Source organism: Asticcacaulis sp. P2_C5 (assembly GCF_056404555.1).
This window is the reverse complement of sequence record NZ_JBFUDU010000005.1, coordinates 96,047-118,570: the sequence shown is the minus strand read 5'-3', so window position 1 is coordinate 118,570 and position 22,524 is coordinate 96,047. Positions and strand designations below refer to the sequence as shown.

Annotated in this window: 30 protein-coding genes; 11 read left to right on the top strand and 19 right to left on the bottom strand. The window is 60.4% G+C overall.

The annotated features are described in order from the left end of the window. Positions 1 to 6 precede the first annotated feature (6 nt). Both AC1DXO_RS10395 and argH read right to left on the bottom strand, forming a co-directional pair. Entirely contained in the window at positions 7 to 378 is a 372-nt protein-coding gene (locus tag AC1DXO_RS10395) for a hypothetical protein (protein WP_476978066.1), read from the bottom strand. After that, positions 375 to 1,742 (bottom strand): argininosuccinate lyase, encoded by a 1,368-nt coding sequence (gene argH / locus AC1DXO_RS10390; RefSeq protein WP_476978308.1) that lies wholly within the window; start codon positions 1,740 to 1,742, stop codon positions 375 to 377. Before argH ends, AC1DXO_RS10395 begins: the two co-directional genes overlap by 4 nt. A 64-nt stretch (positions 1,743 to 1,806) precedes the next feature. Here argH and AC1DXO_RS10385 point away from each other — a divergent pair, with 64 nt between their 5' ends. Next, the gene (locus AC1DXO_RS10385) at positions 1,807 to 2,577 is read left to right on the top strand and encodes a TlpA family protein disulfide reductase (protein WP_476978065.1); all 771 of its coding nucleotides are present in this window, start codon (positions 1,807 to 1,809) and stop codon (positions 2,575 to 2,577) included. 16 nt (positions 2,578 to 2,593) lie between these two features. Here AC1DXO_RS10385 and AC1DXO_RS10380 read toward each other — a convergent pair whose 3' ends face one another. Next, on the bottom strand, positions 2,594 to 3,151 hold the full coding sequence (locus AC1DXO_RS10380; protein ID WP_476978064.1) for a hypothetical protein: 558 nt from the start codon (positions 3,149 to 3,151) through the stop codon (positions 2,594 to 2,596). A gap of 68 nt (positions 3,152 to 3,219) precedes the next feature. Between AC1DXO_RS10380 and AC1DXO_RS10375 the strand changes: the two genes are divergently transcribed. The 3 genes from AC1DXO_RS10375 (at position 3,220) to AC1DXO_RS10365 (ending at position 5,023) form a co-directional block, all read left to right on the top strand. After that, a complete protein-coding gene (locus AC1DXO_RS10375) occupies positions 3,220 to 3,855 on the top strand; it encodes a Fe2+-dependent dioxygenase (protein WP_476978063.1) in 636 nt (211 codons plus the stop codon). A 133-nt stretch (positions 3,856 to 3,988) separates the two neighbouring features. Beyond that, positions 3,989 to 4,534: a hypothetical protein gene (locus tag AC1DXO_RS10370; protein ID WP_476978062.1), complete on the top strand. Its 546-nt coding sequence runs from the start codon at positions 3,989 to 3,991 to the stop codon at positions 4,532 to 4,534. Between the two features lie 39 nt (positions 4,535 to 4,573). Next, positions 4,574 to 5,023: an Lrp/AsnC family transcriptional regulator gene (locus AC1DXO_RS10365; protein WP_476978061.1), complete on the top strand. Its 450-nt coding sequence runs from the start codon at positions 4,574 to 4,576 to the stop codon at positions 5,021 to 5,023. Positions 5,024 to 5,032: 9 nt separating this feature from the next. Here AC1DXO_RS10365 and AC1DXO_RS10360 read toward each other — a convergent pair whose 3' ends face one another. The 8 genes from AC1DXO_RS10360 to AC1DXO_RS10325 form a co-directional block, all read right to left on the bottom strand. Beyond that, a complete protein-coding gene (locus AC1DXO_RS10360) occupies positions 5,033 to 5,512 on the bottom strand; it encodes a GNAT family N-acetyltransferase (protein WP_476978060.1) in 480 nt (159 codons plus the stop codon). Positions 5,513 to 5,558: 46 nt separating this feature from the next. Beyond that, positions 5,559 to 6,407, bottom strand: a complete 849-nt coding sequence (locus tag AC1DXO_RS10355) for a nucleotidyl transferase AbiEii/AbiGii toxin family protein (RefSeq protein ID WP_476978059.1) — start codon at positions 6,405 to 6,407, stop codon at positions 5,559 to 5,561. Continuing rightward, positions 6,400 to 7,083 (bottom strand): type IV toxin-antitoxin system AbiEi family antitoxin domain-containing protein, encoded by a 684-nt coding sequence (locus AC1DXO_RS10350; RefSeq protein WP_476978058.1) that lies wholly within the window; start codon positions 7,081 to 7,083, stop codon positions 6,400 to 6,402. The genes AC1DXO_RS10355 and AC1DXO_RS10350 overlap by 8 nt, the downstream gene beginning before the upstream one ends. A gap of 40 nt (positions 7,084 to 7,123) precedes the next feature. Next, positions 7,124 to 8,350 carry a DUF418 domain-containing protein gene (locus tag AC1DXO_RS10345; protein WP_476978057.1) on the bottom strand — a complete coding sequence of 409 codons (1,227 nt, stop codon included), beginning with the start codon at positions 8,348 to 8,350 and terminating at the stop codon, positions 7,124 to 7,126. 5 nt (positions 8,351 to 8,355) lie between these two features. Next, the gene (locus AC1DXO_RS10340) at positions 8,356 to 8,799 is read right to left on the bottom strand and encodes a hypothetical protein (RefSeq protein WP_476978056.1); all 444 of its coding nucleotides are present in this window, start codon (positions 8,797 to 8,799) and stop codon (positions 8,356 to 8,358) included. A gap of 3 nt (positions 8,800 to 8,802) precedes the next feature. After that, positions 8,803 to 9,678, bottom strand: a complete 876-nt coding sequence (locus tag AC1DXO_RS10335) for a 3-hydroxybutyryl-CoA dehydrogenase (protein ID WP_476978055.1) — start codon at positions 9,676 to 9,678, stop codon at positions 8,803 to 8,805. 91 nt (positions 9,679 to 9,769) lie between these two features. Further along, a complete protein-coding gene (locus AC1DXO_RS10330; RefSeq protein WP_476978054.1) occupies positions 9,770 to 10,702 on the bottom strand; it encodes an electron transfer flavoprotein subunit alpha/FixB family protein in 933 nt (310 codons plus the stop codon). A 1-nt stretch (position 10,703) separates the two neighbouring features. Beyond that, the gene (locus AC1DXO_RS10325; RefSeq protein WP_476978053.1) at positions 10,704 to 11,450 is read right to left on the bottom strand and encodes an electron transfer flavoprotein subunit beta/FixA family protein; all 747 of its coding nucleotides are present in this window, start codon (positions 11,448 to 11,450) and stop codon (positions 10,704 to 10,706) included. Between the two features lie 192 nt (positions 11,451 to 11,642). On the opposite strand from AC1DXO_RS10325, the gene AC1DXO_RS10320 reads away from it, so the two are divergent. Next, the gene (locus AC1DXO_RS10320; protein ID WP_476978052.1) at positions 11,643 to 11,876 is read left to right on the top strand and encodes a hypothetical protein; all 234 of its coding nucleotides are present in this window, start codon (positions 11,643 to 11,645) and stop codon (positions 11,874 to 11,876) included. Here the strand turns inward: AC1DXO_RS10320 and AC1DXO_RS10315 are convergent. Then, complete coding sequence (locus AC1DXO_RS10315) at positions 11,869 to 12,243, bottom strand: ribosomal maturation YjgA family protein (protein ID WP_476978051.1); 375 nt, start codon at positions 12,241 to 12,243, stop codon at positions 11,869 to 11,871. The genes AC1DXO_RS10320 and AC1DXO_RS10315 overlap by 8 nt on opposite strands. A 74-nt stretch (positions 12,244 to 12,317) precedes the next feature. On the opposite strand from AC1DXO_RS10315, the gene AC1DXO_RS10310 reads away from it, so the two are divergent. Beyond that, the gene (locus tag AC1DXO_RS10310) at positions 12,318 to 13,367 is read left to right on the top strand and encodes a glycoside hydrolase family 53 protein (protein ID WP_476978050.1); all 1,050 of its coding nucleotides are present in this window, start codon (positions 12,318 to 12,320) and stop codon (positions 13,365 to 13,367) included. 294 nt (positions 13,368 to 13,661) lie between these two features. On the opposite strand, the gene AC1DXO_RS10305 is transcribed toward AC1DXO_RS10310, so the two are convergent. From AC1DXO_RS10305 to AC1DXO_RS10290, 4 genes are read right to left on the bottom strand one after another with little or no spacing between them, the layout of a single operon-like run. Further along, positions 13,662 to 15,203 carry a carboxylesterase/lipase family protein gene (locus AC1DXO_RS10305; RefSeq protein WP_476978049.1) on the bottom strand — a complete coding sequence of 514 codons (1,542 nt, stop codon included), beginning with the start codon at positions 15,201 to 15,203 and terminating at the stop codon, positions 13,662 to 13,664. Between the two features lie 15 nt (positions 15,204 to 15,218). Continuing rightward, a complete protein-coding gene (locus AC1DXO_RS10300; protein ID WP_476978048.1) occupies positions 15,219 to 15,758 on the bottom strand; it encodes a hypothetical protein in 540 nt (179 codons plus the stop codon). A gap of 35 nt (positions 15,759 to 15,793) precedes the next feature. Continuing rightward, entirely contained in the window at positions 15,794 to 16,351 is a 558-nt protein-coding gene (locus tag AC1DXO_RS10295; RefSeq protein WP_476978047.1) for a cob(I)yrinic acid a,c-diamide adenosyltransferase, read from the bottom strand. Continuing rightward, positions 16,344 to 16,553, bottom strand: a complete 210-nt coding sequence (locus tag AC1DXO_RS10290) for a twin transmembrane helix small protein (RefSeq protein WP_476978046.1) — start codon at positions 16,551 to 16,553, stop codon at positions 16,344 to 16,346. The genes AC1DXO_RS10295 and AC1DXO_RS10290 overlap by 8 nt, the downstream gene beginning before the upstream one ends. A 256-nt stretch (positions 16,554 to 16,809) precedes the next feature. On the opposite strand from AC1DXO_RS10290, the gene AC1DXO_RS10285 reads away from it, so the two are divergent. Next, a complete protein-coding gene (locus AC1DXO_RS10285) occupies positions 16,810 to 17,478 on the top strand; it encodes a TetR/AcrR family transcriptional regulator (RefSeq protein ID WP_476978045.1) in 669 nt (222 codons plus the stop codon). A gap of 553 nt (positions 17,479 to 18,031) precedes the next feature. Then, on the top strand, positions 18,032 to 18,382 hold the full coding sequence (locus tag AC1DXO_RS10280; protein WP_476978044.1) for a DMT family protein: 351 nt from the start codon (positions 18,032 to 18,034) through the stop codon (positions 18,380 to 18,382). Here AC1DXO_RS10280 and AC1DXO_RS10275 read toward each other — a convergent pair. From AC1DXO_RS10275 to AC1DXO_RS10265, 3 genes are all read right to left on the bottom strand, one after another. Next, positions 18,370 to 19,185 (bottom strand): nucleotidyltransferase domain-containing protein, encoded by an 816-nt coding sequence (locus tag AC1DXO_RS10275; RefSeq protein WP_476978043.1) that lies wholly within the window; start codon positions 19,183 to 19,185, stop codon positions 18,370 to 18,372. The genes AC1DXO_RS10280 and AC1DXO_RS10275 overlap by 13 nt on opposite strands. Continuing rightward, positions 19,182 to 20,165, bottom strand: coding sequence for a DNA polymerase beta superfamily protein (locus tag AC1DXO_RS10270; RefSeq protein ID WP_476978042.1), 984 nt, complete (start codon positions 20,163 to 20,165; stop codon positions 19,182 to 19,184). The genes AC1DXO_RS10275 and AC1DXO_RS10270 overlap by 4 nt, the downstream gene beginning before the upstream one ends. Positions 20,166 to 20,244: 79 nt before the next feature. Next, positions 20,245 to 21,228, bottom strand: a complete 984-nt coding sequence (locus AC1DXO_RS10265) for a LacI family DNA-binding transcriptional regulator (RefSeq protein ID WP_476978307.1) — start codon at positions 21,226 to 21,228, stop codon at positions 20,245 to 20,247. Here AC1DXO_RS10265 and AC1DXO_RS10260 point away from each other — a divergent pair. From AC1DXO_RS10260 to AC1DXO_RS10250, 3 genes are all read left to right on the top strand, one after another. After that, positions 21,170 to 21,349: a hypothetical protein gene (locus tag AC1DXO_RS10260; RefSeq protein WP_476978313.1), complete on the top strand. Its 180-nt coding sequence runs from the start codon at positions 21,170 to 21,172 to the stop codon at positions 21,347 to 21,349. The genes AC1DXO_RS10265 and AC1DXO_RS10260 overlap by 59 nt on opposite strands. 244 nt (positions 21,350 to 21,593) lie before the next feature. Next, positions 21,594 to 21,938 (top strand): PadR family transcriptional regulator, encoded by a 345-nt coding sequence (locus AC1DXO_RS10255; RefSeq protein WP_476978041.1) that lies wholly within the window; start codon positions 21,594 to 21,596, stop codon positions 21,936 to 21,938. Positions 21,939 to 21,940: 2 nt separating this feature from the next. Next, positions 21,941 to 22,501, top strand: a complete 561-nt coding sequence (locus AC1DXO_RS10250; RefSeq protein WP_476978040.1) for a DUF1700 domain-containing protein — start codon at positions 21,941 to 21,943, stop codon at positions 22,499 to 22,501. Positions 22,502 to 22,524 lie beyond the last annotated feature (23 nt).

The following is a 22,524-nucleotide window of genomic DNA, read 5'->3' as shown; positions in this document are numbered from 1 at the left end:
GGACGATCAGGGCTGGGTGGGGCTGTTGTTATTGAAGGTCGCGCCATTGCCGAAGCCTTCTAGCGGCGCGTCCTGGATCTTCTTGTTGGAGCGGTAAGGATCGACCATCTTGTTCTTGCCGTTGCCGTCCGGCAGGGCGCGTTCGGTTTCGTTCGAGGCCGACGAATCCATGGTCACCGTCGTACCGCCGTCCGAGTTGCTGGAGGCCGACCACGACGCCTTGGCGTCGTCGCCGTACAGAGGCGGCGCAGTTTCCAGGGTACCCAGCTTGCCACAGGCGGACAGCAGAACCGCCGAACCCAACAGGGCGATACCCGCCAAGGCAGCCGAGGTCACAAAACGGGTCTTGTTGGGGCCAAGGCCTCGGGTGTCAGTCATGAGCGGCGATCCTTCCAGCGCTGGATTTGTATACGTACCTGATCGGGCGCCGTACCGCCATAGGACTGGCGTGACGCGGCCGAAGCTTCAGGCGTTAAGACCTTATACACATCATCCGTGATCCTGGCTTCCAGATTTTGCAAGTCGGTCAACTCTAGTTGCGCCAAATCCACACCCTTGCCTTCGGCCAGGCGGACGGCGGCGCCGGTGATGTGATGGGCGTCGCGGAACGGGATGTTCAGGGTACGGACCAACCAGTCAGCGAGGTCGGTTGCCGTCGAATAGCCGGCACCCGCGGCCGCCTTCATTTTGCGCGTATCGGCATCAAGATCCAATACCATTCCGGTCATCGCCCGCAGCGCCAGATCCAGCGCATCAAAGGCTTCGAACACCGGCGGCTTGTCCTCCTGCATGTCCTTGGAATAGGCCAAAGGCAGGCCCTTCATGACCATGGTCAGCGCCACCAGGGCGCCGGTGATCCGGCCGGTCTTGGCGCGGACCAGTTCAGCGGCATCGGGGTTGCGTTTCTGTGGCATGATCGATGAGCCGGTCGAGAACGCATCCGACAGTTTCACGAAGCCGAACTGCGGTGTTGTCCAGATGACGATTTCTTCAGCCAGGCGCGACAGGTGGCCGGCGCAGATGGCCGCGTGACCCAGGCCTTCCAGGGCGAAATCGCGCGCCGACACGCCGTCGAGCGAATTGCCCATGGGCCCGTCGAAGCCCAGGGCTTCGCTGGTCACGAAACGGTCGATCGGAAACGGCGAGCCGGCAAGCGCGGCCGAACCCAGCGGATTTTCGTTCATGCGCGCCCGGGCATCGGCAAAGCGCGAGCGGTCACGGCCGAACATCTCGACATAGGCCATCAGGTGATGACCGAAGGTCACAGGCTGAGCCGGCTGCAGATGGGTAAAGCCCGGCATCAGGCTGTCGGCGTATTGTTCAGCGCGTTGCAGCAGGGCGCCCTGCAGGTCCGACAGCTGCTGGATCACGGCATCGACCTGGTCGCGCACCCACAGGCGGAAATCGGTCGCCACCTGGTCGTTGCGCGAGCGTGCGGTGTGCAGCCGTCCGGCCACAGGTCCGATCAATTCGCGCAGCCGCGCCTCGACATTCATGTGAATGTCCTCGAATTCGTGGCGGAAAGGAAACACGCCGTCACGAATCTCGACTTCGATTTTCTCCAGACCATCGGTGATGGTTTGGGCATCGTTAAAACTTATGATACCTTGTTTCGCCAACATGGCGGCATGGGCACGCGATCCGCGCAGATCCTGCTGCCACAGGCGTTTGTCGACCTCGATGGAAACATTGATGGCTTGCATAATCTCATCGGGTCGGGCACTGAAACGCCCGCCCCACATCTTTTGCCCTTCGGAAGAGGGTTTGGGGGGGCTGCTTGTGCCCTGGTCGTCGGAATGATCGCTCATGGATAACCCTTTGGATAATGACGACGTCAAGGCAGTACAAAACTCGCCCGTGCCGAAGCCTGCGCCGGAACCGGTCGCGGAGACGCCTATAGCCGAGGACCGTGCCGAACCCAAGTGGCGGGACACGGGAAAAGCGAAGAAAAAGCGCGGTCCCAACTGGCTGGTCGTCAGCGCCATTGTCGCGACGATTATCGCCATCGCCGGCTTTGCAGCGTGGAAGTTCGGTCCGCAGATCTTCTCCAAGCCGTTGGCCGGCGTCGAAGGCTCGGTCAAGGCTGAACCGGAAGGCCCGCTGGCGCCCTATGCCAAGGGGTCGATCGCCCACCTGACCACCCTGGCCTCGCCGCAGTCGATCGACAATCTGGCCTTCCTCGACCGCGACCGCAAGACGGTTCACCTGGCCGATTTCAAGGGTCAGGTCGTGGTGCTGAACCTGTGGGCGACGTGGTGCGCGCCGTGCCGGTTCGAGATGCCGACCCTGGCCAACCTGCAAAAATCCTATGCCGGCAAGGGCTTGAAAGTCCTGGCGCTGAGCGGCGACAACGAGGACAAGTTCAACGACGTCAAGTCGTTCATCGACGTCCAGGAACCGCTCGATGTCTATGTCGACTCCGACCTGATCGCCAAGTCGGAGAAGCTGGGCATCAGCAACCTGCCTTCGACCCTGATCCTCGACAAGCAGGGCCGCGTCGTGGCCCGCCTGGTCGGCGAAGCCACCTGGGACACACCCGAGGTCAAGGCGCTGATGGACAAGTTGCTGGCGCAGTAAGGCGGCCAGGTTCCGGTTAGCGTTTCGCAGCCGCGTTTTTTTGCCGGTCGGCGCAGCGCTCACTTGCGAAATTGACGGTCTCCTGAGTCAGGCGCCCTTGGCCAAAGCAGCGCCCTATAGTCGCCACACATGTCGCCACGGGCCATGCCTGCTGCGGTTCCCGGACAAAAGGTGCAATCGCCGATGCAGTTTGGGGTACGGTTTGCAGACGCGGCTGCGTCCCAAAAAATGAAGTCACATGATTACAGACGTAAGCTGCCGTGTTGCGCTTGCTTATTGACTGAAAAATCCGGCGATTGAGATCAAAGACCGACCTCTTCCATCGACGCGCGCTATTGGCATTTGGGTGCATATCCATTCCGCCGTGCAAAACCCACAATTCATGGCTGGCACGTTCTCCCGCTGCATAGACGAAGCCATTGGCATAGTCCAAACCGGCATAGGTCTTGTCGATCTCGTCGGCGGTGCAGGTTCCGACGACAGCATAGTCCGGCGATAGCCAAATCAGCCGGTTAAGACTGAATCCCCCTGCCAACAGCAATAGAATCGCACCAATAATCAGTGTTTGTTTCATTGCATCCCCGCGTTACAGACAGTGCCTCCAAGCTGGGTGCTCCGTCAATCCTGCTCAAGGCCCACCTCATGCTGTTTATTCAATCCGCGCTCGACAAGGAAGAACTGGCCGAGGTCACACCGCGCCTGAAGGCGCTGCCCGCCACCGCCATCCGCCGCGGCAAACCGGGGGAACCGCAGCACAACGATTCCAAGGCCAAGGCGATCATGGGCTGGGTCAAGTCAATCGTCAGCCGTCATCCCCTGGTCCAAGCCTACGCCCAACCGGCGCGCTTCTCGACCTTTGTCCTGACAAAGCACGACGTCGGCGAACGCTTCGGCCTTCATCCGGTCGATCCGCTGATGAAGGATGAGAACGGCGCGCCCATGCGCACGGATCTGGCCTTCACCCTGTTCCTGTCGCCCAAGGTCGATTACGACGGCGGCGCCGTAACACTGGAAGCCAATGACGGCACGCGCGATATCAAACTCGAAGCCGGCGACATGCTCATCCACAAGACCGGCCAATTACACCAGGTGACGCCAGTGACACGCGGCGAGCGCCTGGCCTGTATCGGCTGGATCCATAGCCTGACCAAGCGCGACGACGAACGCGATATCCTGTTCGACCTGCAACGCATGCTGCTGGTCGCCACCGACCGCGACCAGGTGCTGATGCTGCGTAAGACCATCGGCAATCTGGTGCGCATGTGGGGCGAGGTATAACTTAAGCAAAACGCCATCCGCTCCGCATTTCCGTTGATTTGATGGTCGACATCCGACGATCTGCCGGCTGTCCGGCAATTGCCTGCGACCGCCGCCGCGCTCACAATGGGTCCATCGCAAGAGGAGCAGGTCGATGGGTCATTCGTGTTGGGTCGCCATCATGGTCGCGGCCGGGATTCTGGCGACAGGGCAGGCCGCACATACGACCGAGGTGCGTGACGGCGCCCACGATTTCGATTTCGAGATCGGCACCTGGAAGACCCACGTCCATCGTCGGCTGCATCCGCTGAGCGGTTCGGACACGTGGGCCGATTATGACGGCACCTCGGTCATCCGCCCAGTGTGGGGCGGGCGCGCCAATCTGGTCGAACTCGACGTCTCAGGGCCGGCTGGCCGCATCGAAGGGGCTTCGCTGCGGCTCTACAATGTCGCCGCCGGCCAATGGAGCCTCAACTTCGTCAACAGTGCTACTGGTACGATGAGCGTGCCCACAATCGGCGGCTTCAGCAACGGCATCGGCGAATTCTACGATCAGGAAACCCTGGGCGACCGCGCCATACTGGTCCGTTTCGTCATCACGCCCCAAGGACCCGACGCCTGCCATTTCGAACAGGCCTATTCAGCCGATGGCGGCAAGACCTGGGAAGTCAACTGGATTGCCGACGATACGCGCCTGTAGACCATGGCGGTCAGACCGATTGTCGGCTAGATTTGTTGCATGGCCACCCCCTCCGCTCATGCCCTCGACGACAAGGACCGCAAGCTGATCGCAGCCTTGCGCGACAATGCCCGGCTGTCGTTCAGTGAACTGGGCCGCCGCCTGTATCTGTCGCGCAGCGCTGTCCAGGATCGCTTCAATCGCCTATGCCGTGATGGCGTCATCATGGGCTTTACCGTCCGCACCAAGCTGAACGAAGCGCGCGACATCCAGGCCTGGCTGTTCGTCAAGGTGACGCCCGGACTGCTGTGCTGCCCGCTGGTGCCGCAGGTGTTGAACATCGCCCAGGTTACCCAATGCTATGCCCTGGCCGGCGAGTGGGACATGCTGATCATGGTGACGGCGCGCGACGGCGACGACCTGTGCGCCCTGCGTGAGCGTATCAGCGCCATCGACGGTGTGGCGCAGGTCCAGACCCAGGTCGTGCTAGGCGTTCATGCCGAGCCCTGACCGGCGCTGCTACAAATCGAGGTGCAGAAACTGGTTGAAATCGCTTGCCACATAGTCGGAAAAGGCTGGACCATTGGCAAAACCATAGCGCCGGTAGAGCGCCAGAGCCGGCTCGAAGGCCGGTCCGCTGCCGGTTTCCAGGCTCAGCCGTCGCACGCCGCGGCTGCGCGCCGTCGTCACTATGTGCTCCAGCAACATCCTCGCCACGCCCTGGCGCAGAAAGTCAGGATGTGTGCGCATCGACTTGATTTCGGCTGTGTCGCCTCCGAGCATTTTCAGGGCACCGATGGCCGCGATCCGGTCGCCCGCCCAGGCCGTCCATACCGTCACATCAGCTCGCTGCAAACCGGACAGGTCCAGCGCAAAGACGTGGCCCGGCGGGGAGGTCTCATGCATGCCCTGCAGATGCAAGGTCAATAGCTGCCGCGTCTGGGCGTGTGAGAGATCATCTTGCCGAATTTCAAACCCGCCGTGCAATCCTGCCTCCATCCTCTCTGCCCTCTCAGTACTGTTTAGGTACGACCATCAGCTATAGTTATTGACTAATTTTCTCCAGTTTTGACAGAAAAAATGCCTCGCCCCACAAGTCCAGGGATTTGAGTTCAGCCGGCCGAAGAAAGCGGCGCACATCATCCGCGGCGCGTTTCCAATCCATGGCACCGATGGTCGCGGCAAGGGTTTGATTGAGCCATGCCGTGTCAATAGACAGGCTATCCCTGCCTTGCCATGGTCCTTTCTGGATGAGCGCCGCCTGAAGATGCAGCAGGTTCGGTTTCACGCCTTTCGAGACGTACCAGGAAAAATCGTACCAATCCCGGCCTTTCACAAATCCCCGGCACAGGAGCGCGTGTATTTTAAGGGCAAAATTTGACTCCAAGTCCTGATGCCGGACTTCATAATCGCTGGGAAAATCGAGAAAAGTCGTAGCCTCACCGGAAAGTGCCGGCGGATTTGTATCGATCTCAAGCTTGATCTTGATAATCCTGGGCCGGCCGGCTCCAGCAAAGGTCAGATCAAGCTGATTGGCGACCGATGTGTCTTTCAACACGGCCTGTCGAACGGCCCCTTCCATCCTCTCCTTTGGCACAGCTTCCAATTTCAATCCAAACTGGTTGAATACGTCGGTCAGGACCTCGAGAAAGGGCGCCCATGCGAATTGCGGGTCGGGTGATCGAAGCAGAAAATCAAGGTCTTCGGAAAATCGCGGCAAGCCATGTAAAATGCGCAGGCTGGTGCCTCCCTGAAAAAGGGCCAGATCGAAGAAGTCACCTCGCCAGAGGCCATACAGAGCTATTTCCTGGAGGATTTCCTTCGTCGCATTCTCTTCGTCAAGCGCGGTTGCAGGATTATAGTCCCTGAGTTTCTGCCTGATAATCTCAATCATCGTACGATCCTTTCCCGGGTGCCCCGGCTCCTAGAAGGACGGCTTCGAGATTGACGAGGAAGGCTTGCGCCTTCTTGTGTTTGTAAACCGATCCTACCGCGGTAAAATCGCTGACTTCCAGCCTGGCAAGCTGTTCCGGGTCGATCCGCAAGCCGTCTATCAGCCAATCCAACCCGGACCATTCTATTTTCCGCAGCGAGACCAGATCCATCAGGGCACGTAAGGGTGTGGCGACAAAAGCCGCCAGTTCGCCCACCTTCCGGCGTTCGACACCTGCGAGAAACTGGTAGTCGTGGATCGCCAACGGCGAAAAGGTAAAATGACCGACGTCGCCGCTGTCGAAAACAAGCGATTTACGTCTTGGCGTAACGCTTGAGGTCGTGTGAACAGCCTCGGGAATCCAGCCATGGAAGGACAGGGCCGTTTCGAACGAAATATAGCTTCCCGGCAGAAGCGCCTGCGCGACGGCGAAAGGATGGACCGGCGCTGAGCGATAGCGGCGAGGCAAGGTGTATAGACCACGCTTAATGCGCAGCAAGGTCCCATCCTTCAAGGCGCGGCTGACCACGCCATAGCGTCGCGCGTCACTGCCACCCAAAACAGCCCCCAACTGCCGCTCTGTAAAAATACGGTTGGTGTAGTGCGCCTTGTGAAGTTGCTCGACGAGGTTTTGCATAAATTCTAGATACTTCCAAATAATGAAAGTTTCAAGAATTTTACCCCCCTTTCGCCGGCACCTGTTTCAAAATCCGCACCAGTCGCTGGTAGGTGAGGCAACGCCAGACCCACTCGAAAGGCCCGTAGCGAAAAACCTGCAGCCACAGCATGCTGACCACCAACTGCCCGGCCCAGATACAGACAACGATCGGGACCAGGGCGGCCGTGTTCATCTGGCCATACCACGGCAAACCCCAGGCGTCCGGACCGCGACCGCCATAGAACAGGCCCGTCATGAGCAGGGACTGGCTGAGATAGTTGGTAAAGGCCATCCGCCCGGCGCATTGCAGCGGATACAGCAAAACCCGCCCTACACCTGTGCGATACAGCATCATCAAGGCGCTGGCGTAACCCAGTGAAATGATCAGCGGCAACTGGTTGGTCAGCAGGTCGTAAAAGCGCACAAATCCCGTCGGGCGGTAGCCTTGGCTGACAAAAATCCACACCGTCCGGCCGGTAACGGCCAGACAGACCGTTGCAGCCGCCATGGCCAGGCCGTACAGCCACGCCGGACTCTCACCCTTCAGGAATCCGGCCTTGAACAGGCCCAGTCCCATCATCATAAGGCTGAGCGTATGGGCGAGAAAGAACAGGATCTCGGGCACGATCACCATCCGCCACTGGGCGAAATTGCCGCTCATCGACCCGGCGAAACCCGAGCGCACCTGGTCGATCAGGCCCGTCAGGTCGGGTGGGCCGGCCTGCGCTGCCGGCTCGACATGCGGCGATATGACGTCGAACAACACCGGCACCGCGTAGTTGATGACATAGAGCGCCAGGCCCGACACCAGAAGCCATTCGGCATTGCGCTTACGCCACTGCCAGAAGACAAACCCCGTCACGGCATACAGCAGCAGGACGTCGCCCAACCAGACCATTGCACCGTGGACCAGACCGAAAATGACCAGCCACATCAGGCGCCGGAACAGAGGCGTCTCGATCAGCGGTACATTGGGCTTGCCGGTTTCGCCGACCAGGTACAGGCTGACGCCGAACAACAGCGAAAACAGGGTGATGAATTTTTCGCGGGCAAAGGTCTGGACTGCCCACCAGGCGATATCATCGCCATGTGTGAGGTGCACGGGAGAGGCCGTCGCGTCCATATAGACGGCGAAGGGCTGGGCAAAGGCCAGGGCATTGACGATCAATATGCCGAGGATGCTCAGGCCACGAATATAGTCGAGAGAGGCAAACCGTTCGTTGTCAGATGACGCCGCCCCCGCCATGACCGTCAGCTCGCCTTGCGGGTCAGGGTCATGCCCTGCAAGACAAAGGCCGTCGGCACGGCAATCGCCATCTGCACCAGCCCCATCACCCCGCTCAGCAGGCCGAACGAGGTCAGCAGGTCCTTGGTCAGGGCGGCATGGTCGACCAGCCACAGCTTGACCAGGGCGGCGACACTGCCCAGCACGGTAACGAACAGGGCGCAGGTCAGGACCCCCATGGCCGCATGCAGGCGCGACGCCGGCACGGCGATCTTCCACAGGATGACGGCGCAGACGATCCAGAAGACCGCCAGCACCATCTGGCGCTGGGTCTCGGCCAGGGCATCGGCATTGCCGTAGAGCGTGCCGGCGACGAACCACAACAGGCCATGCAGGCACAGGGCCGCGATCCCGGCGGTCAGCATCCAGGTCTTGTCAGGCTTGCGAAAACTCAGCGCCCCGGTGACCACCAACTATCTCGTCGGAACCGGCTTTTCGCCGCGGTAATCGTAGAAGCCGCGACCGACCTTGCGGCCCAGCCAACCGGCCTCGACATATTTGACCAGCAGCGGACACGGCCGGTACTTCGAATCCGACAGGCCGTCATACAGCACATTCATCACTGCCAGGACCGTATCCAGGCCGATGAAGTCCGCCAGTTCCAGTGGCCCCATGGGATGGTTTGCGCCCAGCTTCAGGCCGGTATCTATGGCCACCACCGTGCCGACGCCCTCATACAAGGTATAGATCGACTCGTTGATCATCGGGATCAGGATGCGGTTGACGATAAAGGCCGGGAAATCTTCCGAATTGGCTGTGGTCTTGCCCAGGCTCTTGGCGAAATTGACGGCGGTCTCGTAGGTTTCCGCGTCGGTGGCGATGCCGCGAATGATCTCGACCAGCTTCATGATCGGCACCGGATTCATGAAATGCAGGCCGATGAACTTGCCCGGCCGGTCAGACGCTGCCGCCAGGCGGGTGATCGAGATCGACGAGGTGTTGGAGGCCAGCAGCGCGTCGGGCTTCAGATGCTCGCACACCGACTTGAAGATGGCGTTTTTGATCTGCTCGTTCTCGGTCGCCGCCTCGATGACCAGGTCGCAATCCTTCAGGTCTGCCACCGCGCCGGCCGGCATGACGCGCGCTATGGCCGCCCTTGCATCGTCCGGGGTGATGGTTTCCTTTTCGGCCATCCGGTTGAGGCCTTTTTCGAGCCGTGCTACGGCGCCCTTTACGGCATCGGCCGACTGGTCATAGATCAGGACGTCATAGCCCGCCTGGGCGCACACCTGGGCGATCCCCGCCCCCATCTGGCCTGCGCCGATAATGCCGACTGTCTTGATGGTCATGGGAAGTCCTTTGTAATGACTGATACCATATAGCGCGGCAGGCCCGCGTAAAACAACGCGGGCCTGCACATTTTTCTCAAATCCGGCGAATTTAACCCAGAGCGGCGATCAGGGCCGGCACAGCCGTCTTGTAGTCCTCGACCAGACCGTAATCGGCGACCGAGAAGATCGGTGCTTCCGGGTCTTTGTTGATGGCTACGATGACCTTTGAATCCTTCATCCCTGCCAGGTGCTGGATGGCGCCCGAGATACCGATGGCGACATAAAGCCCCGGCGCCACGACCTTGCCGGTCTGGCCGACCTGGTAGTCGTTAGGCGCATAGCCGGCGTCAACGGCTGCTCTTGACGCTCCAACAGCAGCACCCAGCTTGTCAGCCAGCGGGTCGAGCACGGCCTTGAACTCTTCGGCTGAACCGAGCGCGCGGCCGCCCGAGACGATAACCCGGGCCGAGCCCAGTTCCGGACGGTCGGAGACGACCTTTTCGTCGGAAATAAAGCGCGTGCCACCACCGGCCGCCGGCACCGTCACGGCTTCGACGACAGCCGCACCGCCGTCACTGGCAGCCTTGAAAGCCGTGGTGCGCACGGTCAGCACCTTCTTGGCTTCCGATGTCGAGACGGTTTCCATGGCATTGCCGGCATAGATTGGGCGCACGAAGGTGTTGGGGTCAACGATTTCCATCACATCGCTGAGCAGCGACACATCGAGCAGGGCCGCGACGCGTGGGGCGAAGTTCTTGCCCGAGGCCGAGGCCGGCACTGCGACAGCGTCGTAGCCGGAAGCGAGACCGGCAACCAGGGCGCCGACGGCTTCAGCGATATCCTGGCCCAGTTCGGCGGACTCGGCGGTCAGCACCTTGCGCACGCCGGCAATCGTCGCGGCCTGGGCGGCCACGGCGGCGACGCCCTGGCCATAGACCAGCACGTCGATATCTCCCCCAAGAGCCAAGGCGGCGGTGACGGTCTTGTTGGTGGTGTCGCGCAGATGGGCGCCATCGTGATCGGCAATAACGAGAACGGACATGTTACAGAACTCCCGCGGACTTGAGATTGGCGACCAGGGCGGCGGCGTCGGCGACCTTGATACCGGCGGTACGCTTGGGCGGTTCGGTGACCTTGACCACCTTCAGGCGCGGCGTGACGTCGACGCCATAGTCGGCGACCGTCTTGATATCCAGCGGCTTCTTCTTGGCCTTCATGATGTTGGGTAGCGAAGCATAGCGCGGCTCGTTGAGACGCAGGTCGGTCGTGATGACCGCTGGCAGCTTGACGCCCAGGGTTTGCAGCCCGCCATCGACTTCGCGCGTCACCTGGGCCTCACCGTCGGCAATGACCACCTTCGAAGCAAAGGTCGCCTGCGGCCAGCCCAGCAGGGTCGACAGCATCTGGCCGGTGGCGTTGTTGTCACCGTCGATCGCCTGCTTGCCCATGATGACCAGGTCGGGCTTTTCCTGTTCGGCGACGGCCTTCAGCAGCTTGGCGACGGCCAGGGGTTCGACGTCGACATCGGTCTGGATCAGGATGGCGCGATCGGCGCCGATGGTCAGGGCGGTGATCAGGGTGTCACGCGCCTGCGCCGGGCCGATCGACACGGCGACCACCTCGGTGGCGATGCCCTTTTCCTTCAGCCGCACGGCTTCCTCGACGGCAATTTCGTCGAACGGATTCATCGACATCTTGACATTGGCCAGGTCGACACCCGACTGATCCGCCTTGACGCGGACCTTCACATTGTAATCCAGAACCCGTTTGACCGGCACCAGCAGCTTCATGGCATTCACCTCTGCGAATTTTTGCGCGATAAGTGACGAGAACCTGCACCAAAGTCAATCAGACATGCGCTGAAACCGTGCCGAAATCAGCAAAAAATGCTGTTTTTTCATTGCCCTCGCGGAAGGATTGGCGCATAAATCGCGCCGAATTTTTACCCTCGGTCAAGTTTTCGCGCACCTCAAGAAGCCTTCATGAAAAGTAGAATCAACAGTCTCAAATACTATTTCGTCGCCGTTCTGGGTGTGTGCAGCGCGCTGATCACCGGCTACGAACTGTTGTACGATTTGCCGATGAAGCGTTGTGAAGCCGCCCACGACTGGTGGTCGTGGAAATACCGCCAATGTATCCGTCCGGTATCGATTTCCAAATATACCCTGCGCCCGACCGACATAGCGCCGGCACCCCAGGCGCCCAAGCCTAAATAAGCCTCTGTTTGCGGACGATTTCCGCGATCAGTATCAGCCCGCCACCTATCGCGTAGCAGGCCAGATCGACGACGTCGAACGACCCGCCCAGGACAATGCGCGCCAGGGGCTGGCCGCGCAACCCCATCAAGCCGATGATGTCGAGCAACTGCCCAACCTCCAGCACCACGGCAAAGGCCAGGGTGGCGATCAATGCCGGTACGACCTTCCACGGCAGGATCGCGCGCAAGGTCAGATAGACCAGGATCACCGCCAGCACATCGCCAACATGCGGCCGGATCAGCCGGTCGTGCACGAAAAGCGCGATCAGCACCTCGGTGACAAAAACCGCCAGCGCGGCCAGGCCGTAGCCAATCCGTCCACTCATAAGTCCCCCATTTTACAGGCGGAAATCCGCCTCCGTTTCATCTATACTTAATAGGCGTAACAGGAGATCACACCATGTCCACCAAAACCTGTCTGGCTTTCGGCCTGGTCATGTTGCTGGCAGCCTGTGGCGGCGGTTCGGGCGCCGGCGGCACCGATACCGGCAGCGCCCCGCTGCCTCCGGCCGTCGCCGCCAACTATGCCTATGGCGCCGATATCGGCTGGGTCACCCAGGAGGAATCGCTGGGTTTTGCCTTCAACAATGCAGCGGGCGTCAAAACCGACCCCTATGTGCTGTTGAAGGCCCAGGGCATCAACGCGATTCGCCTGCGGGTCTGGGTCGATCCGAAGGACGGCTGGAACGGTACGGCTGACACACTGGCCAAGGCCCGGCGCGCCCAGGCCAATGGCCAGAAGATCATGATCGACTTCCACTACAGCGACAACTGGGCCGATCCCGGCAAGCAGGTCAAGCCAGCCGCCTGGGCCTCGCACGCGGTCGACCAGCTGAAAACTGACGTCTACACCCATACGCGCGACGTGCTGAACGCCCTGAAGGCCGATGGCATCGATGTCGCCTGGGTTCAGGTCGGCAATGAAATCACCAACGGCCTGTTGTGGCCCGACGGTGACAGCAGCCATTTCGCCAACCTGGCCGCCTTTACCAATGCCGGTTACGACGCGGTCAAGGAGGTCTATCCCGCTGCGGCCGTGGTTATCCACATCGACAATGGCTGGGACGGCGTCAAGGCGCGCTGGTGGTTCGACAATTTCACGGCCAATGGCGGCAAGGTTGATATAATCGGCCTGTCCTATTACCCGGCCTACACGCCGTCAAAGGACTGGCATGTTGAGAATCCCAAGCTCAGCGCGACCATGAGCGACCTGGCGACGCGCTACGCCAAGCCGGTGATGGTGGTGGAGATCGGTTATCAATACGACCAGCCGGCCGAGGCGAAAGCGATGATCAGCGACGTCATCGCGCGCAACCAGGCCCTGGGCGACAAGGGATTGGGCGTCTTCTACTGGGAGCCCGACACGATCGTGTCATGGACACATTATCAGTTGGGGGCGATGAACGCCGCCAACCAGTTCACTGAGACCATGGATGCATTCAAGCATTAAAGAGCGGTCGCCTGAGTTCGGCCACTCTTGTCGAAAAGATTTTGATTTTACAGCAATTTTCAACGCGGAAAGCGCGGAAAAGACGGAAAGACGCGGAAAAGGAGCCAGCGGACAAGCTTGCGCCCGAAGGGCTGTCATTCCGAGATATTGGCAACTCACGCTGCAAGATGGCGCCTAGCGCAGTAGAAGCAATTCCCTGAATTTCTGCGTCTTTCCGACTTTTCCGCGCTTTCCGCGTTGAAAAATACTGTAGTTTCAAATAATTACATCCTTAGCCAATGCAGCCACAACGCCTTAAAACAGGCTGACGAAACCGCCCTGAGTGACGAAAGCCTTGAACACCTTGAGGCGCGCCGCCGGCAGGATCGGCGCGGCCTGCGTCGCCTCGCTGCTGATGACCGCGATCATTGGGTCCGCCGCCGTAAAGGCCGGCCAGATGGTCGCGCCTGTGCCGTTCGGGTTACCCGTGCTGACCCAGTTGACCCAATAGCCCATGGCGCGTTCGGATAAGGCGCGGTCAGCCGCCGTAAACGGCCGGTCTGAAGCATCCAGCGTGCCGAAAACATACGGTATGTCCGACGAGTGAAACGCCTTGTAACGCGTCGATTCAGGTCCGGGTTCGACATGCGTCCACAGATAGGCGTAGATCGGCTTATGACTGGTTTGCAGGCGATTTTCCGCCCACGCGTCCATGGCCATCAGGCCGCGATCGCGCGCCAGGGCATCGCGTGACGTCTTGGCTGTCGCGACGTCTTCGCCCGGCGGATAAAGAGTGAGAATAGCCCCTGCCTCAGGTCCATAGGTCGAAGTCACAAAGGCGCGGAAACTGTCGGGCGTCAGGTCGTCGGAATGGAAGAAGCCGTTCGAACTGGTCTCATTGGCCGTCATGCCGGTCAGAACCGGCACATCATTAAGGTTGGCGGTATCAGACACGACGACGCCGTCAACCAACGGGATGAAACGCAGTCCGGCCTCCGCCACCGCTGCGTCCAGACGGTCAGCACTCAGGCCGCGCAAGTCTGCCACAGAGGCGACGCCGGCGGCCGGAAGAAGTGCACTGTTTTCACGCTCCGCCGCAGCCAGGGCAGGGAAGCCTCCGCCCATGCCCGAGCCGCTTTGCGCGATGGCCTGATGGAAAAGACCACGCGCCAAGGGACTGGCAAGCAGGGCATGAACCGAAGCCGCCCCGGCTGACTGTCCGGCGACCGTCACCTGGTCCGGATCGCCACCGAAGGCCGCGATATTGTCGCGTACCCATTGCAGAGCGGCAATCTGGTCCAGCAGGCCGTAATTGCCCGAACTGTGCGGCGTCACCTCGGCGCTCAGGTCGGAATGAGCCAGGAAACCATAGACGCCCAGGCGGTAGTTGAGGGTGACGACGATAATGCCCTTTTTGGCCAGGGCCGCGCCGTTATAGATCGGCACCGCACCCGAACCGCTGGTAAAGGCGCCACCGTGGATCCATACCAGGACCGGGCGCTTGGTCCCGCTATCGGCCGGCGCCCAGACATTGAGGTACAGGCAGTCCTCGCTGACCGGCCCCGCCGTCATATATTCCGTCGTCCACGGCCCCAGCCCCTCCGGCGTTAAGCCTTGGCGGCAGTCATTGCCGAAGTGATCGGCTGGGCGCACACCCGTCCATGGCATGACCGGCGCCGGCGACCGCCAGCGCAGATCGCCAATGGGCGGAGCGGCGAACGGCAGGCCCAGCCAGGCCCGCGCGCCATGATCGGCCACGCCGCTGACCTCGCCTTGCCTGACACGTACTGTCTCGGCAGAGGCGGCACCCGCCAGGGCCGATCCGATCAGCAGGGCTGCGACAAGGGCCTTGAACATGCTCATATCTCCGTTTTACGGCCTGGCGACATCGCACCGAATCACGGCCGCATCCGGCACCTGCGCCTGGGCGATCGAGCCGCGATAGGTGCTGCACGCGATCCTCTCGTCGACGGCGCCCACGGAATCGCGGACACTGGCCTGCACCATCATATAGGCGACCCCGTCTACCAACTCTGGCAACTGGCTGCGATCCAGGGCGCCGGTAAAGTGCGCCTTGCCGACCGACAGCGGAACGGCGAAATTTTCCTGGCCGAGGTCGATTTGATGAAGAATATTGGCGTGCGGCATGGAGGCTGCCGTCGGCAGGCCATAATAGCTCGCCTCAAACAGCATGTCATTGCTGCCGGCCGGGAGCAGCTTTTGCGCCTCCGGGGTCAATTCGAAACGGATGTCAAACGCCATGGTGGTGTCCGGCGCAGGAAAGGCCTTGCGCTGTTCACCCATGATGCTCTTGCCCTTAGGCGCGTCTCCCCCCTTGCCGTCACAATTGCAAAGCCCCACGGCCAACATGGCCAACATGGCCAGCGCCGTCACAGTCAAAATCTTACGCATCGTCCCCTCCTCTTGCCTGATATCAGGCCATTTGTTCACGCCTTTCCGGGCACCCACAGCACATCCGCCCGGCCCTGGTCATTGGCATGCCTCGCCAGGACAAACAACAGGTCGGACAACCGGTTGAGATAGGCCATGACCTGCGGATTGACGGGCTCGGACCGGTTCAGGGTCACCGTATCACGCTCGGCGCGCCGCGCCAATGTGCGCGCCATATGCAGATGCGCGCTCAGCGCCGTACCCGCCGGCAGGATGAAGGAGGTCAATGGCGCCATCGGTTCATTGTGCGCATCCAGTGCGACTTCGAGTGCCGTCACCTGCGCCGCCTTGATGCGCAGCGGCGTCCACGACACGTCATCGCTGGGGGTGGCCAGGTCGGCGCCCAGGTCGAACAGGTCGTTCTGCACCCGCGCCAGCAAATCGTCGAGTTCGCCGTCGCTGTGCAGCCGCGCCAGGCCGAGCGCGGAATTGGCTTCGTCGACACTGCCAATGGCCGCCAGGCGCGCCGCGTCCTTGGGACGCCGTGAACCATCGGCCAATCCCGTCGTGCCGTCGTCGCCGGTGCGGGTATAGATCTTGTTGAGCTTAACCATTCGGCAGGCTATGCATCGCCCATGCCAGCGCGATCAGGATAATAATCGCGATCGCCTGCAACAGAACGCGCAGCCGCATCAGCTTGTTCGACCAGTTCTTGCCGAAATCGCCCCCCTTGAACAGGCTGTAGATGCCCAGTCCGAGAACAACCGCGACCGCGAGGAGCGCCAAAAGCGAAAGGATTAGCAGAAAAATCTTCATGGCCCTACATCGCGCTTTTGGTGTCAAAAGTCGAGAGGCTTGCGTGCAATCGTTGGCACGTGCGGTAACATGGCGCAGCGTCAGCAACGCCTTGTGCCAAAAAGGAGTCCGTGGCTTTTTGCTACCTAAAAAAATAACAATGTTTGCCGTTGAAACGCCCAATTCCTCATACTAAGAAGGATACGCGGGCGGCAACAGTTGCCGTTACGTAAACTTTTGTGTGTAGTGCAGAGTACCGATGTTCGAAGTTAGAAGCTTGCCCCAAACCGATAATCCTCCCGAAAACCCCACCAAGGACCAGCCATTGCCCGTGGTTAGCCGTGCCCGCTCCAAGGAGCGCAATCGTCAGAAAATCCTCGACTCGGCCATGGCCCTGTTTCGTGAACGCGGCTTTGAAGCCGCTACCCTGCGCGATATTGCCAAGGGGGCCGGCCTGTCGACAGGCGCCCTGTTCGCCAATTTCGCCGACAAGAATGAGATATTCCTCATCGTCGTCGAACAGGAAAACGCCCGCGTCATCATGGTGATGCGCGAATCCTACGATGAAACCCTCGACCTGGCCGGCCGCCTGCATAAGCAATTGATGCGCGGCTACGAAACCGCCCAGGTCAATGCGCGCCTGATCCTGTCTGCCTTCGTGATGAAGTGGAGCCAGGGCCAGACGGGCCTGAACGAGGTGGCCCGGATGAGCGACATGGTCCGTTTCGCCCTGCTCGACACGCTAAAGGCAGCGCGCGACCGCAAGGAATTGCCGGCGCATGCCCAGGTCGATGCGGCCGCGGAAATTCTCGAGGACCTGTGCTTTGCCAATATGCGCCGGGCCTTCCAGGGCAGCGACAAGCCGGACGGTTTCAATGTCGAGCAGCTGTCGCAGTCCGTCACACTGCAAGTCAGCCTGGTGATCGCGGGCCTGCAGAACGTTTGACAACGTTCTGACGGCCGCCTTCGACGCCCGGAAAAAATCTCGGCACCGCCGCCGACTTGGCAGATATCGAAGCTGCTGCCGCTAAGATCGAAGCCCTGACGGGTCGATAGATCGCTCCGAAACTTAATTCCAGTCCTCCCCTGTAGCGAAGAGCAACGACGCGTACGGGGGAGGTGGCGAGCAGCATGAAGGCCACCAGGCCGTAGGCCTGCGCCTTCATGTATGACGAGACGGAGGGGGCTTACTTCCTCTATCAACCGATTGAGAAGAAAGAATTTTTCCCACAGATTTTCACCGATTAACACAGATTTTCAGCATCTGGATTTCCTTGGTGGCCTAGCGATCCCTATCTCCTGGAAAGCCGTTATCACTGCCAAGCTATTGAAAATCTATACCGTGGCGGCCCAACGATTCACTGGATCGTTGGACTCGGCATACTATGAAAATCTGTGGGAAAGCCTACTGAGACGTACCAAGCAAATGACGGCTTGGGCGCGTTTTGAAGAGGCACTCTCATATTGCGCCCCGACAACGACTCGGCCAGTTTCAGCGGATGCTCAAACTGTCCCCTGCCCTGTCGACCATCCTGCTTCTGACCGGTTCCAACCTGTTCATGACCCTGGCCTGGTACGGCCATCTGAAGTTCAAGATGGAGAAATTGTGGCTGGTTATCCTGGTCAGCTGGGGCATCGCCTTTTTCGAATATTGCCTGCAGGTACCGGCCAACCGCATCGGCTACGGCACCTTTTCCGCCGCACAGCTCAAGACGATCCAGGAAGTCATCACCCTGGTCGTCTTCGTGCTGTTCTCGTGGCTCTATCTCGGTGAAGCGCTGAAATGGCAGACAGCGGTCGGCTTTACGCTGATCGCCTGCGGCGCGGCCTTCGTGTTTTACAAGCCCTGAACGATACGGGCAAACAAACGATCGGCCCAGGCCAGGTGGCCTGGATCAAACCCTTCGCGATACGGCGGCCGCGGCGCCTTGTCGGACAATGTTGCTGCGATCAGGTCGTCGAGCGCTGACTGACGTGGCAACTGATCCTGCTCCCCGGCCGTCGCCTTGCGGGCAAACAGATCGGCCATGGGGCCTGTGACGGCTGCCTCCAGCTTCAGCCCCTTGCAAAGGGACGCCGCGTCCATCGGCGGCAGGTCGGTCCTCTGCTTCAACCACATCAGCATCAGGACCGGGCGCAGGGCATAACAGTAACGCTTGATCTTCACGGTTTCGGCTTCGGGCTCGATTTGCGCCCAGGCACTGCGCGCCAGGCGGTCATAATGGTAGGCATAGACCACCGCATCGGTCACATCCGCCGTAAAGGCGCGCAGGGCGTCGCGCGCTTCACCGTTTGTCGCATAGTCGATCGGTGAGACCAGCCATTCGTGCAGGATCGGATTGGACTTCAAACCCAGTTGCAGCGCCTTGCGGATATCCCAGCCGTTCATGTCGAACGGCACACCCAGCGTCACATCGTCGACGATCGGCGTTTCGATCACGTCGCGGAATTCACGCACCGATCGGTAATCGGACTCCGGCCGGGCATAGACGAAGCGGACATCATAGTCGCTGTCCGCCGACGGAAAGCCCCACGCCCGGCTGCCGGATTCGGCGGCAAACAACAACTTCACGCCGTGCTCGGCACACAGGGTTTCCAACCTCAACCGGATATAAGCGAAGGCCTCCGGCGAGACCGTTGATGATGCGATCATGACAGTTCCCCCCTGACGATCCGGCCATACAGGCCGGCGATAAAGTCTTCGGCTATGATGTCATCGACGCTGTCCGGCAGGTCGGTCCGCATCGTGGCAGCTTCGATCTCCGCGACGAGGGTTTCGATTTCGTCCGCCACAGCCGTATAGGACAGGTCCCCGCGCCGGATGGCCAGCAGATGCGCGGCATCGGGTCGTGGGAAGATGACGCGCCGCGTTTCCAGAAACTCGATAGCCTGGCGGGCGATGCGTACAGCGTGCATCATGGCCTTCCAGTCGACGCCCGAATTCTGTTCAGCGGCCAGGGTGCGGGCACCGAATTCATCGAACAGGGCCTGGGCCATGGCCCGCGCGCCCTTGATCGAGGCCGAGAAGATCGCCTTCTTGCCGGCGATATCGAAATAGGTGGCCGGCGAGCCGTCGGCATGGGGCAAGTTGACGATGTCCAGCAACTCATGCGAAGCCGCCAGCGCCCTGATTTCAGCTTCGGCGATCTGCAGCTTGGCCTGGGCGCCGTAAACGGCTTCAATGTCGCGCAATCCATCCAAAGCCAGGCGTACCGCCGCCAGCCGTGCGCCCTTGACGCCGTATTTGCGCGCCTGTTGCCGGCAATAGCTGACAAAGGCGGTGGTCTTGCGGCTGAACAGACGCGGCGCCAGGCTCTGGATCTCGCGCCACAGGGGATCGGGCGTCTGCACCAGGGCGTTGTCGGGTGCGAACAGCATGTCGAGCGCAACCGTTTGACCATCAGCCAGCAGCGACAAGAACTTCGCCGGGCTGTAGGCTTCGAAATCGATGTCTTCCGCTGTGTTCTTCTCGCCGCGCACCTTCTCACGGACGATATTCACGGAAGGTCGCACGCGCTGCAACAGGATGTCGCGCGCGTCGGGCAGATATACCGCCTTAATATCCAGGTCCGACTGCGCCGTCGCGGTTCCGTAGAGGTGCGACCCGAAGCGCATTTCAACGATGGTTTTCACGGCCGGCTCCATCCGCCAATGGTCATAACCTATCTGTGTTTGGCAAGGGGGTTGGATAGCCGCCTAGAGTCTCATGTCTCTACACACAGCAGGTCGCGCGCGCTTCAGAATAGGCGGAGCCACACGATTCCCTGATCACCAGGTCCGTCGGAATTTTTATGGTCGAGGCGTCACCGCCTTCGATGAGTGCCTCGACACTGTCAACCAGAACCCTGGCTGCGACGTCCGTGTTCTGACGAACGGTCGACAGGCGCGGCGTCACAGTGTTGCAAATCCACAGGTCGTCGAACCCAATAACCGCGACCTGATCGGGTATCGTTACGCCGCGCCGCGTCAATTCGCGCATAGCGCCAACACCCAGAACGTCAGTCGCAGCAAAGACAGCGTCAAACTCTACGCCGCCGGCGGCAAGCTGGTTGATGGCCGCGGCCCCGCCATTAAGGGTGAGCAGGCAATCGATCTGCAGTGCGTTATCGAGCGGCATTCCAGCATCGCGTAACGCAGCACAATAGCCTGCGTAGCGTTCCGTAAATTCCCACTGTTCCCCGCTGAATTTACCGAGATAGGCGATGCGCTTGCGTCCCCGGGAGATCAAGTGCCTGACAGCGTCAAACGCGCCCTTTTCATTGTCGCTGACAACACAAGACGTGTTGAACCGCGTGTGGGACCGCCCCCAGACGACCCAGTGGTCGTCAGAACTGTGTGCGATTTCGGCAAAGGTTTCGAAGTCCTTCGGAGCGAGGAAGATAATACCTTCGGCGGGCTTGGCCGCAAAGGTGTGTCGCAGGCTATCGAGTTCGCGTTGAAAGGAAATCGATACCTCATAACCTTTCTGGCACCCGTACCTGACGATCTCGCCGATCATTGGCAGGAAAAATGGATTTATCCTGCCGTAATCATTGCCGGCGTCCTCGACGACCATAACCTCCAGGCTGCATATCTTCTTCGATCGCAGCATTCTGGCATGGGTATTGAATTTGTAATTCAGCTTATGGACAGCTTCCATGACCCGCATACAGGTCCGTGTACTGACACTGGCGGATCCGTTCAGGACTCGTGACACCGTAGCCTGCGATACGCCAGCTAACGCGGCGACGTCGATCGATGTCGGCTGGGGTCTGATCAAAAAAGCCTCCCCGGCTCAGATCGCTTCAGCGACGCGAAGGATGAGCGCCTCGCCGTGACAATCCTGTTTTTTCAGGACTCTTAAGGCACATTTGGACGCCAGAGCAATCTGTATACGTATTCACGGCGCCACGGACATTGAGTCGAGGTTGCGAAGGTCACTTTGCTAAAAGACAGGCCGTGCCACCGCAACACCCGACATTTCAAGCGCTTCCGCAACCTTACTACTATTTAATGATATATACCTTGCATAAAAAGGTAGCTGGTTATAAACACCTCTCAACGAAGAAGGAGTTACGGGCCATGCCTGAAACCATCGATATTCAAATGAAAAAGGGCGTGCTCGGCCTGTGCGTGCTGGCGGTGCTGGCACGCGGAGAGAGCTACGCCTATGAGATCGCCGCCACCCTGTCGCAAGCCATCGGCATGGGTGAGGGCACCATCTATCCACTGATGCGCCGCATGCAGTCGGATGGCTGGGTTGAAACCTATATGGTCGAGTCGCCCGCCGGGCCGTCGCGCAAATACTATCGCCTGACGCAATCCGGTCGCACCGCCCTGGCCGCCCAGAGCGAAGAATGGCGCGGCTTTGCCGGTTCGGTAGACGCGCTTCTCGCCCCCACCACCCCAGCCTTTCAGGAGGCCTGAACATGACTCGTGACCAATTTATCGAACGCCTGAAGCAGGGCCTGAGCGGCATGAACGCGGCCGCCATCGCTGATATCGTCGCCGACTACGAAGCGCACTTCGCCGATGCCGCCGCTGCCGGCCGCTCGGAAGCCGAGGTCGCCGCCGCCCTGGGTGATCCATCCCGCCTCGCCCGCGAACTGAAGGCCGAAGCCGGCATGAAAAGCTGGGAAAGCGCCAAGACGCCGTCCTCGGCGGCCGGCGCGGTCCTGGGCATACTGGGCCTGGGCGCGCTTGATGTTTTCGTCCTGCTGCCCATACTGGGCGGCGTGGTCGGCACACTGATCGGCGTCTTTACGGCCGCCATCGGCGTCTTTATCGCCGGCGGCGTCGTCTTCGCCATCAGCCCGTTCAATATCATCGATATCGGCGTCGCCGCGGGCCTGCTGGCCGGTGTCGGCCTCATGGCCGGTGGCGCAGCCCTGGCCGCCTTTGTCGCCGCCCTGACCATCTGGCTGGTCAATGGCGTCGTCTGGTACGCCCGCCTGCACTACCGTGTCCTGAAACCGGCGCTCGACGCCTGATCCTAATCTGCGAGGAAACTACA

Excerpts from the sequence above, each read along its gene's own strand:
- AC1DXO_RS10395 (WP_476978066.1), bottom strand. The coding sequence starts at position 378 with ATGACTGACACCCGAGGCCTTGGCCCCAACAAGACCCGTTTTGTGACC.
- argH (WP_476978308.1), bottom strand. The coding sequence starts at position 1,742 with ATGTGGGGCGGGCGTTTCAGTGCCCGACCCGATGAGATTATGCAAGCC.
- AC1DXO_RS10385 (WP_476978065.1), top strand. The coding sequence starts at position 1,807 with ATGGATAACCCTTTGGATAATGACGACGTCAAGGCAGTACAAAACTCG.
- AC1DXO_RS10380 (WP_476978064.1), bottom strand. The coding sequence starts at position 3,151 with ATGAAACAAACACTGATTATTGGTGCGATTCTATTGCTGTTGGCAGGG.
- AC1DXO_RS10375 (WP_476978063.1), top strand. The coding sequence starts at position 3,220 with ATGCTGTTTATTCAATCCGCGCTCGACAAGGAAGAACTGGCCGAGGTC.
- AC1DXO_RS10370 (WP_476978062.1), top strand. The coding sequence starts at position 3,989 with ATGGGTCATTCGTGTTGGGTCGCCATCATGGTCGCGGCCGGGATTCTG.
- AC1DXO_RS10365 (WP_476978061.1), top strand. The coding sequence starts at position 4,574 with ATGGCCACCCCCTCCGCTCATGCCCTCGACGACAAGGACCGCAAGCTG.
- AC1DXO_RS10360 (WP_476978060.1), bottom strand. The coding sequence starts at position 5,512 with ATGGAGGCAGGATTGCACGGCGGGTTTGAAATTCGGCAAGATGATCTC.
- AC1DXO_RS10355 (WP_476978059.1), bottom strand. The coding sequence starts at position 6,407 with ATGATTGAGATTATCAGGCAGAAACTCAGGGACTATAATCCTGCAACC.
- AC1DXO_RS10350 (WP_476978058.1), bottom strand. The coding sequence starts at position 7,083 with ATGCAAAACCTCGTCGAGCAACTTCACAAGGCGCACTACACCAACCGT.
- AC1DXO_RS10345 (WP_476978057.1), bottom strand. The coding sequence starts at position 8,350 with ATGGCGGGGGCGGCGTCATCTGACAACGAACGGTTTGCCTCTCTCGAC.
- AC1DXO_RS10335 (WP_476978055.1), bottom strand. The coding sequence starts at position 9,678 with ATGACCATCAAGACAGTCGGCATTATCGGCGCAGGCCAGATGGGGGCG.
- AC1DXO_RS10330 (WP_476978054.1), bottom strand. The coding sequence starts at position 10,702 with ATGTCCGTTCTCGTTATTGCCGATCACGATGGCGCCCATCTGCGCGAC.
- AC1DXO_RS10325 (WP_476978053.1), bottom strand. The coding sequence starts at position 11,450 with ATGAAGCTGCTGGTGCCGGTCAAACGGGTTCTGGATTACAATGTGAAG.
- AC1DXO_RS10320 (WP_476978052.1), top strand. The coding sequence starts at position 11,643 with ATGAAAAGTAGAATCAACAGTCTCAAATACTATTTCGTCGCCGTTCTG.
- AC1DXO_RS10315 (WP_476978051.1), bottom strand. The coding sequence starts at position 12,243 with ATGAGTGGACGGATTGGCTACGGCCTGGCCGCGCTGGCGGTTTTTGTC.
- AC1DXO_RS10310 (WP_476978050.1), top strand. The coding sequence starts at position 12,318 with ATGTCCACCAAAACCTGTCTGGCTTTCGGCCTGGTCATGTTGCTGGCA.
- AC1DXO_RS10305 (WP_476978049.1), bottom strand. The coding sequence starts at position 15,203 with ATGTTCAAGGCCCTTGTCGCAGCCCTGCTGATCGGATCGGCCCTGGCG.
- AC1DXO_RS10300 (WP_476978048.1), bottom strand. The coding sequence starts at position 15,758 with ATGCGTAAGATTTTGACTGTGACGGCGCTGGCCATGTTGGCCATGTTG.
- AC1DXO_RS10295 (WP_476978047.1), bottom strand. The coding sequence starts at position 16,351 with ATGGTTAAGCTCAACAAGATCTATACCCGCACCGGCGACGACGGCACG.
- AC1DXO_RS10290 (WP_476978046.1), bottom strand. The coding sequence starts at position 16,553 with ATGAAGATTTTTCTGCTAATCCTTTCGCTTTTGGCGCTCCTCGCGGTC.
- AC1DXO_RS10280 (WP_476978044.1), top strand. The coding sequence starts at position 18,032 with ATGCTCAAACTGTCCCCTGCCCTGTCGACCATCCTGCTTCTGACCGGT.
- AC1DXO_RS10275 (WP_476978043.1), bottom strand. The coding sequence starts at position 19,185 with ATGATCGCATCATCAACGGTCTCGCCGGAGGCCTTCGCTTATATCCGG.
- AC1DXO_RS10260 (WP_476978313.1), top strand. The coding sequence starts at position 21,170 with ATGACCCGCATACAGGTCCGTGTACTGACACTGGCGGATCCGTTCAGG.
- AC1DXO_RS10255 (WP_476978041.1), top strand. The coding sequence starts at position 21,594 with ATGCCTGAAACCATCGATATTCAAATGAAAAAGGGCGTGCTCGGCCTG.
- AC1DXO_RS10250 (WP_476978040.1), top strand. The coding sequence starts at position 21,941 with ATGACTCGTGACCAATTTATCGAACGCCTGAAGCAGGGCCTGAGCGGC.